The following is a 6,638-nucleotide window of genomic DNA, read 5'->3' as shown; positions in this document are numbered from 1 at the left end:
GACGCGCTGCCCATCCCCTTTCCCGACACCCCTTACCTCACCCTCGCAGGCGAGATCGTCACCCTCGACGGTCAGCCGGTGATCGTGACCGACGCCTGACAGGAGACCCCCATGCCCGATCTCGCTCTCACCGACGGACAAAGCCTCGCCGCCGCCCTCGTGGCCCAGATCGATGCCCATCTGGGCAGCGGCACCTGGCGCAATGGCGTCATCGGCCATGCCTGGAGCCCCGAGACCGGAAAGATCACCCTGACCTTCGGCGATGGCACCTCGCTGGTCACCGGAGACATTCGCGGGCCCGAAGGTCCGCGCGCCCGCGACATCGTCTACCGCCTCCATGACGGGCAGGTCTTCTGGGCCTATGCCGGGGAGGCCGACGAGACGCGGCTCTACAGCCTTGCAGACATCACCGGCCCAATCGGACCGGCAGGTCCCGCAGGCCCGGCCGGGGCCAATGGCGCTGATGGGGCGATCGGACCGCAGGGACCCGCCGGGGCCGATGGCGCGCCGGGGCCGCAGGGCGCGGTCGGACCGGCCGGGCCGGTGGGACCGCAAGGCCCCGAGGGACCCGAAGGCCCGCAAGGGGTGCCCGGCGTCAGCGAGGATCAGATCGAACTGAGCACCCTGCGCGTGATCAGCGCCGATGGCCCCATCCTCGCCACCGACCGGGGCCAGATCCTCGAGGTCGACGCGGCCACGCCGGTGGTGGTCACACTGCCCGATGACGCGACCCTGCCCATGTCAGTCGGTGCCTCGGTCACCATCGTCCAGATCGGCGCGGGCGATGTGACGGTTACCGCCGCCCCCGGCGTCACCCTGAACGGCATCGCGGGCGGGGCGGTCGCCACGCTCGGACGCTGGCAGGGGCTCTGGGGCTACAAGCGCGGCCCCAATGCCTGGGTCGTGGCCGGGGCGCTCTCCTGATGCCCGCCCGCCTGCGCCTCGCCGCCGCTCCCGGCCTGCTGGCCGCCCGCGCCCGGACCGCCGGTCCCGATCAGGTGCCCGGCCTCATCGGCTGGTTCGATGCCGCCACGCCAGAGACCCTGAGCCTCGGCGGCGCCGACGTGATCGCCAATGCCAACCGCGTCCCCGGTGGCCCGGGCCTGACGGCCGTGGGCGCGGGCGGTCCCGCCTATGCCCCCACGGGCGGCCCCGGCGGGCGTCCCGCTCTGCTCTGGCCCGACGCGCCCAACAATCTCGGCCTGTCGCTCGCCAAGGATGCCCAGGTGGCCGAGCTGTTCGTCGTCTGCCAGTTCGCCGGCGGTACCACCGCCACTTGGCCCACCTATAACGCCGTCTTCTCCTCCCGCACGGCGGTCAATGAATGCACGGCAGTGGGCGAGATCGGCAAATCCCATCTCGCCTTCGGCAATGCCGGGCAGCTCGTCTCCAGCGTCTCGATCAACGGCGCGCCCTTCGGCAGCGCCATGCTGCCCTTGCCGCTCTCCATCCTGCACTTCTCCGCCAGCACCGAGAGCCTGCCCCACCTCACCCTCGCCGCCTTCGGCTTCCAGCACGCAGCAGCCACCCTCGGGCGCTCCTGGCGGGGGCCGATCTGCGAGGTGCTGGCCTATCTCACAGCCCTGACCCCAAACCAGCGCGCCCATGTCCAGGCCTACCTGACCCGCAAATGGAGGTTCTGGTGAGACTGCCCGGCTTTGCAGATGACTTCTACGCCCGCCCACTGGCCTGGGCGGGCAATCAGGCCGGTCACTACCTGATCGGCGCCTATGCCGCCGCCGCCACGGGATGGTCTCCGGGCCTTCTCGTGGCCCTCTATATCGCCCTCATCGAAAGCTGGCAGATCGCCCGCAGCCCCGGCAATATCCGCCTCCTGCGCGACAGCGCCGAGGATACCGGCTTCGTCGCCCTCGGAGCCTTCGACCTGATTCTCTGGACCGCCGCGCCCCTCGCCCTCGGAGGGGCGATCCGGGCATGGCAACGGCGCAAGGAGGGCTGACACCACCCCCCCCGGGATCACCGGGAGGTCACAGAGCGCGGACACGCTCTGCAACACGGGGCCAAAGTCGCCAAACCAGAACCCCGCCGACCAGCCAAAGCCTTATGGCCGCTCCCACCCCTGATCAGGGATCGCCACAAAGGCATGATTCGCACTCCAATGGAAAGAGACCTTCTTCAGCCCGTCCTCCCCACCGCACCGGTCGCCCCCTGGCGCGGTGGCAAACGCAACCTCGCAGGCCGCATCACCCGCATCCTCGACGCGACACCCCACCGCACCTATGCCGAGCCTTTCGTTGGCATGGGCGGTATCTTCCTGCGCCGCAAAGCCCGCCCCCGGGCCGAGGTGATCAACGATCGCGGCCGCGATGTGAGCAACCTCTTCCGGATCCTGCAGCGCCACTATCCCCAGTTCCTCGAAGTGCTGCGCTTCCAGCTCACCACCCGCGCCGAGTTCGAGCGCCTCATCGCCACCGATCCCGACACCCTGACCGATCTCGAGCGCGCCGCCCGCTTCCTCTATCTCCAGCGCACCGGCTTTGGCGGGAAGATCTCCGGGCGCACCTACGGCGTCGCAAAGGATCGCCCCGGCCGATTCAACCTCACCACCCTCGAGCCCATGCTCGAAGACCTCCACAGCCGCCTGGCCGGCGTCGTCATCGAATGCCTCGATTACAGCGACTTCCTCCGCCGCTATGACGGCCCCGACACGCTCTTCTATCTCGACCCACCCTATTGGGGCTCAGAGGGCGATTACGGCAAAACCCTCTTCTCCCGCGACGACTTCACCGCCCTCGCAGACCAGCTCGCCGGGCTCAAAGGCCGCTTCCTCATGTCCATCAATGACGTGCCGGAGATCCGCGCGCTCTTCGGGACGTTCCACCTCACCGAGATCACCACGAGCTACACGATCTCCGCAAAGACCGATTCGCGAGGACAGCGGGCAGAGCTGCTGGTGGGGAATTGGCGGACAGGGTAGCTCCGATAAGCCCGGCAAGGCGCGTCAGCGAACAGCCCCGCTGACCGCCGCGCGCGCCTTTAAACAGGATCTTTAAAGAGGTGTTGAATAAGGCCCGTGACCGACGCCTTTAAACCCCCAAGCCAGCAAAACTGAAAATCCGCTGCTGACGAATCCCGTGGAGCGCTGTGATCGCGCCGCAGCGCCGAACGGCAGCAGTGAGCCCTTGTTGCAATTTATGTGCGGCATGACCAAAATCGGCTTTCAACGATAGGGTGCCGATGTTTGGAGTATTAAAAAATCGAGCGTTTGAAAAAGCGCTGCAAAAATCATTGCCGCAAGGCTTCGTATTGCCCGAAGGCATCTGGCAACTCATTCGCTGGTTGGAAGCCAAAGGTCAGTGTTTCCGATACCGCAGTAGTCAAGCGATGTTCATGCCTACGATGCCGGTCGATAGCTTTGACCAGTTGTGGTCGCACCTCGCCTTTGTCATTGAGCCTGACTTGGTTCGCAACTGGTTTGGAAAAGATGGGCTGGAAGACCTTATTGTCCCTCTGGTTAAATGCGGGGCGGATGGCAGCCATTTCGCAGCTTGGAGAAATGGCGCAAAGACCGAATTCGTATTTTTGGGTTCGGAAGGCGAAGCTTTCAGCGTAACGAATAGTGTCCAGGAATTTATAGCTCTTATCACAATGGGATACTTCAGCATAGAAGGCCGGTTCGATCTCGAACTCAGTCCTTCGGACAACTATTCAGAATATTTCGATAAGAAATGGCCTGATCCTGTAGACGTCAAAGAGTATGTCGGAGCCGCCCTCGGCGTCACCTATCCTGCCACTGTTGAAAGTCTCATCGCTCGAAGTGAGGAGGATCCGTTTGTTAAATTCGTAGAACGCACGCTTGCAGAGACTTAACGAGAACCGGTCGTTGATGCGGGGATAGTGAAACGCACACTTTGTCCCGCACACCCGACCTTCGGACAAATCTGCAGCGAAGGTCGGGAACGAGCCCAAACCTACTGGTCGTAATTGTGTATCATTGCGAAGGTTGAATTGGATTCAAAGTCAGATAATCATTTATGGACATGGAAAAGCTCAACATAACACCGCTATTAGATCGCTTTCGACTTGCAAGTCGCGAACTCTACAACAACCACTTCATGTTTCCTTCACCACAAGAACTGGGTGCTTGGGATTGGCGAGAAAATTTTGATTTCGCTGAAAATGCGCTTTTTAAAGCAATGGTTATATATCCATCTCCACTTTCGCCAGCAGAGTATGGCCCCAAGAATTCGCAGATTCTTGTCTCGCCAAATACAGACACAACCCCCGCATTTATTAACCGAGAGTACGGTAAATCCCATGGATATTGGGACTGCCCAATCACCGAGATTGATCGTACTGCGACACTCTATTTCGCATGTTTTTTTGATTTCGATATCGAACGGCAGATGGATAATCAGTACGCGTTGACATGGATCGAACAGTGGCCAAAAAATGAAGGATTAATTGGCAGATATGCTCTCATAGAACACCAATATCTATCTTACTATTTTGACATTGATGGACTGACTTAGCGAACGGAAGCAAAGTCCGCACACCCGACCTTCGGACAAATCTGCAGCGAAGGTCGGGAACGAGCCCTAGTCACCGCTTACTGCATATGCAAATGTCGCAGAATGAGGACTCTCAAAGTTGACGTTGCTGATTGTTTGACCGCTGACGACGTTTACGAGCGATTGCTAGCGGCTCTGCATGCTCCCGACTGGCATGGACATAACTTAGATGCCCTCTGGGATAGTATAACAAGTGATATTAATGGCTTGGCGCCGCCATACTCTATTGCAGTGAAGGGCCATGAGCAGGCACCCGCAGTGGTTTCTGTGTTGTTGTCTCGAATCCAAACTGTCTTTGCAGATGCTCTTAGGGGCAAGAAAATTCACGTTGAGCTGCGTCTTGTCTGAACGTCAACTTAGTCCGCGCTGCCGACCTTCGGACAAATCTGCAGCGAAGGTCGGGAACGAGTCCAGACCGTCGGTCAAGCTAGAGACACGCTAGGCGTTCCTGACCAGCTTCGGGGAACGGATCTAGATACCAAATTTGCTTCAAAACTAACTGTCCGTCGGCAGTTTTCTCAACTTCTGCTGAGTAGTCGTCATCGAATTCAAGGTGTGAGTGTTTGATTGAAAACCTGACATTCCAGCCTTTAGATGTGTCCTCCACGGTTACAGTTCTCAATCTCGAAGGATCAAAAGCAGAATCCGTACCGAAAGCAATAAGTTGTGTCTTGGTCTCCGGCGCGATGAATGGTGCTAGGAGGCGTGCGTAAGCTTCACTAGCATCTTGGAGAGCGGCGCGCTTCTTTTCCCCGGTTATGCCGTCAGAAATAGCCATCGCCGCGTTATTCCAAGTTGTATAGTCGGTACAAAAGCTTCGGACAAACGAAACGGCATCTGTACAATCCGGTCCATTAAAATTCCAACTCAATTCCTCATATCCCCCAAAGGCGCATTTCACTAAGTCCCGCTGTACCGACCTTCAGGTGCTGAGCAAGGTGCCGACAGGATCGGGCAGGAGGTTCGACGGACCACAGCCAGTCCGTCGACTCATAGGCCAGACCGTCAACAGATGTGTTAGACAGAATCGGGCGTAGGCCGCGTGCAGGCTGGAAGGGTGATCATCACCAAAAATCGCTTGCTGAAAAATTGAGTGTAACAGACTGAAAAATTCGATGTAACGCTACAGCTACAGTATACGCTACAACATCATCTGAATGGCTGGGGTGGTAGGATTCGAACCTACGGTACACGGTACCAAAAACCGCTGCCTTACCGCTTGGCTACACCCCAGCAATTGGCGGCGGTTTAGTTCGGAGCGCTTGAACGTGCAAGGGGGCTGAAGAAAATTTTCACCGGATCGGAAGGAATTTTTCCGCTCCGTTTGAAACGCCGAAAAAAGATTGAAAAAGTCAGCTCCGGGTGTCGTATCCCGCTTGACGCCCCGCGGCGGCCTGCCTAGAAATCGCCCATGCTGAGGGTGACCTCAGGAGCAGTGGGCGGTTGTAGCTCAGTTGGTTAGAGTACCGGCCTGTCACGCCGGGGGTCGCGGGTTCGAGCCCCGTCAACCGCGCCATAACTGTTCCTATCTGGCATACTACGCGCGGTTGTAGCTCAGCTGGTTAGAGTACCGGCCTGTCACGCCGGGGGTCGCGGGTTCGAGCCCCGTCAACCGCGCCACATAGATCGTCCACATTTAAGGTAGAAGACCGGCTTAACCTTCGTCCCTTTTTCCGGACAGTCTGATTGTTGATCCTACGCGGCCATTTTCCAACTCATTTCTGTGAACGCCTGAACCGGCGTCTGGTAGCCGATGGCTGAATGGCGGCGTTGGCGGCCCGTAGAAGACCTCGATGTACTCGAAGATAGAGGTGGTCGCGGGATTTCGGACCGGGTGCTAATCTGTAGTGTCTGAGGAAGAACGCACAGAAATGACGAAACGGAAACGCTATTCGGCAGAGTTCAAGGCGAAGGTGGCTTTGGAAGCCATCCGCGAGGAGCTGACGACGGCCGAGCTGGCCAAGAAGTATGACATCCACCCTACCATGATCAGCGGCTGGAAACGGACCGCGATTGAGAACATGGCACAGGCCTTCACCGGCCAGGCGACCGCGGAGCCGACGATATCGGCGGCAGAGGTCGGAAAGCTGCACGTCAAAATCGGGC

General features: G+C 59.3%; 9 protein-coding genes and 3 tRNA genes. 10 read left to right on the top strand and 2 right to left on the bottom strand.

The genetic code is table 11. The features are described from left to right. Nucleotides 1-111: 111 nt before the first annotated feature. From FEV53_RS21965 to FEV53_RS22245, 7 genes are all read left to right on the top strand, one after another. Entirely contained in the window at nucleotides 112-924 is an 813-nt protein-coding gene (locus FEV53_RS21965) for a collagen-like protein (protein ID WP_142836289.1), read from the top strand. Then, a complete protein-coding gene (locus tag FEV53_RS19185; protein WP_142836288.1) occupies nucleotides 924-1,646 on the top strand; it encodes a hypothetical protein in 723 nt (240 codons plus the stop codon). Before FEV53_RS21965 ends, FEV53_RS19185 begins: the two co-directional genes overlap by 1 nt. After that, entirely contained in the window at nucleotides 1,643-1,960 is a 318-nt protein-coding gene (locus tag FEV53_RS19180) for a hypothetical protein (protein ID WP_142836287.1), read from the top strand. The genes FEV53_RS19185 and FEV53_RS19180 overlap by 4 nt, the downstream gene beginning before the upstream one ends. A gap of 159 nt (nucleotides 1,961-2,119) precedes the next feature. Further along, nucleotides 2,120-2,938 carry a DNA adenine methylase gene (locus tag FEV53_RS19175; RefSeq protein ID WP_142836286.1) on the top strand — a complete coding sequence of 273 codons (819 nt, stop codon included), beginning with the start codon at nucleotides 2,120-2,122 and terminating at the stop codon, nucleotides 2,936-2,938. Between the two features lie 260 nt (nucleotides 2,939-3,198). Continuing rightward, the gene (locus FEV53_RS19170) at nucleotides 3,199-3,831 is read left to right on the top strand and encodes a hypothetical protein (RefSeq protein ID WP_142836285.1); all 633 of its coding nucleotides are present in this window, start codon (nucleotides 3,199-3,201) and stop codon (nucleotides 3,829-3,831) included. A 164-nt stretch (nucleotides 3,832-3,995) separates the two neighbouring features. Then, complete coding sequence (locus FEV53_RS19165) at nucleotides 3,996-4,493, top strand: hypothetical protein (protein ID WP_142836284.1); 498 nt, start codon at nucleotides 3,996-3,998, stop codon at nucleotides 4,491-4,493. A 102-nt stretch (nucleotides 4,494-4,595) separates the two neighbouring features. After that, the gene (locus tag FEV53_RS22245) at nucleotides 4,596-4,880 is read left to right on the top strand and encodes a barstar family protein (RefSeq protein WP_142836283.1); all 285 of its coding nucleotides are present in this window, start codon (nucleotides 4,596-4,598) and stop codon (nucleotides 4,878-4,880) included. A 79-nt stretch (nucleotides 4,881-4,959) separates the two neighbouring features. Here FEV53_RS22245 and FEV53_RS19155 read toward each other — a convergent pair whose 3' ends face one another. Both FEV53_RS19155 and FEV53_RS19150 read right to left on the bottom strand, forming a co-directional pair. After that, nucleotides 4,960-5,403: a hypothetical protein gene (locus FEV53_RS19155; protein ID WP_142836282.1), complete on the bottom strand. Its 444-nt coding sequence runs from the start codon at nucleotides 5,401-5,403 to the stop codon at nucleotides 4,960-4,962. Between the two features lie 287 nt (nucleotides 5,404-5,690). Further along, nucleotides 5,691-5,765, bottom strand: a tRNA-Gln gene (locus FEV53_RS19150). A 206-nt stretch (nucleotides 5,766-5,971) separates the two neighbouring features. On the opposite strand from FEV53_RS19150, the gene FEV53_RS19145 reads away from it, so the two are divergent. From FEV53_RS19145 to FEV53_RS19135, 3 genes are all read left to right on the top strand, one after another. Beyond that, nucleotides 5,972-6,048 (top strand) — tRNA-Asp (locus tag FEV53_RS19145). Between the two features lie 27 nt (nucleotides 6,049-6,075). After that, nucleotides 6,076-6,152, top strand: a tRNA-Asp gene (locus FEV53_RS19140). A 251-nt stretch (nucleotides 6,153-6,403) separates the two neighbouring features. Beyond that, the coding region (locus FEV53_RS19135; protein ID WP_142836281.1) for a transposase at nucleotides 6,404-6,638 on the top strand (235 nt) is incomplete at its 3' end.

This window comes from Palleronia caenipelagi (genome assembly GCF_007004065.1).
Lineage (GTDB): Bacteria > Pseudomonadota > Alphaproteobacteria > Rhodobacterales > Rhodobacteraceae > Palleronia > Palleronia caenipelagi.
This window is presented reverse-complemented; position numbering and strand designations above follow the sequence as displayed.

Bases quoted from the DNA above. Each gene is read 5' to 3' on its own strand.
- FEV53_RS21965 (WP_142836289.1), top strand. From the start codon at position 112: ATGCCCGATCTCGCTCTCACCGACGGACAAAGCCTCGCCGCCGCCCTC.
- FEV53_RS19185 (WP_142836288.1), top strand. From the start codon at position 924: ATGCCCGCCCGCCTGCGCCTCGCCGCCGCTCCCGGCCTGCTGGCCGCC.
- FEV53_RS19175 (WP_142836286.1), top strand. From the start codon at position 2,120: ATGGAAAGAGACCTTCTTCAGCCCGTCCTCCCCACCGCACCGGTCGCC.
- FEV53_RS19170 (WP_142836285.1), top strand. From the start codon at position 3,199: ATGTTTGGAGTATTAAAAAATCGAGCGTTTGAAAAAGCGCTGCAAAAA.
- FEV53_RS19165 (WP_142836284.1), top strand. From the start codon at position 3,996: ATGGACATGGAAAAGCTCAACATAACACCGCTATTAGATCGCTTTCGA.
- FEV53_RS22245 (WP_142836283.1), top strand. From the start codon at position 4,596: ATGAGGACTCTCAAAGTTGACGTTGCTGATTGTTTGACCGCTGACGAC.